Raw genomic sequence first — 1022 nt, forward strand, 5'->3', positions numbered from 1 at the left:
TATTCAACACGTGAATTCCGCGAGAAACTATATGATGACCTTCATGTTCGATTAAGAGATACACTGATTTTGATGTGTTCGATTTTTATTGCCTCTATAGGTCTAAATATGAATTCAACAGCTGTCATTATTGGAGCCATGCTGATTTCCCCTCTTATGACACCGATTATTGGACTGGGGTTTGGTTTAGCTATTTTTGATACGCGTTTAATCAAGCAATCTCTAGGGGTTTTATTTACTCAAGTATTGGTCAGTTTGCTTGTCTCGACTCTATATTTCTGGATTTCTCCCTTATCTTATGCAAGTAGCGAATTGATTGCACGAACCTCTCCAACCATTTGGGATGTTCTCATTGCTATTGCGGGTGGGATAGCAGGTGTCATTGGTTCAAGAAAAAAAGAAGCAAACAATATCGTGCCAGGAGTAGCCATTGCAACAGCTCTGATGCCACCTATCTGCACTGCAGGCTATGGTTTAGCTAATGGAAATGTACGATTTTTATTTGGGGCTCTCTATCTTTTCTTGATCAACTGTGTCTTTATCATGCTAATCAATATTGTTGGAACAAGAATTATGATGAGACAATCTCCCTTAAGTTCATTCAATGAGCTAAACATTAAAATGAAAATTGGGTTGATATCCTTGATTGTATTATTGATCCTTCCAGCCAGCTATTCAGCAGTCACTCTGACGATGGATCAAGCGCGAAAAGAAGGGATCAAACAGTTTGTAGGAAAAGAGTTCGCCAATCATACGGTCATTAATCAAGTCTACAAGTCAAGGAATAATGAATTGGTCTTGACGGTTGTTGGAGATCCGATTTCAGAAGAAGAATTAGAAACCATTCGCCAAAAACAAGCCTCTTACGGTATTCAATCTGTTCAATTGAAAGTCAATCAAGTCCATAATTCGACAAAATTAGATAGTGAGACGACCAAGGAATTTTACGAAAACATTGACAAGTATATCGATCAAAAACTCTCTGAAAAAGATTCACAAAACGATCTCGTAAAAGAAAATGA

1 protein-coding gene is annotated in these 1022 nt (G+C 37.7%); it reads left to right on the plus strand.

Annotated elements, in window-relative coordinates; translation table 11 throughout:
- On the plus strand, nucleotides 1-1022 hold a 1022-nt coding region (locus QM968_RS10675), incomplete at both ends, for a DUF389 domain-containing protein (RefSeq protein ID WP_414383933.1).

The organism is Streptococcus sp. OMI870 (assembly GCF_047460295.1).
In the GTDB taxonomy this organism is placed as follows: domain Bacteria; phylum Bacillota; class Bacilli; order Lactobacillales; family Streptococcaceae; genus Streptococcus.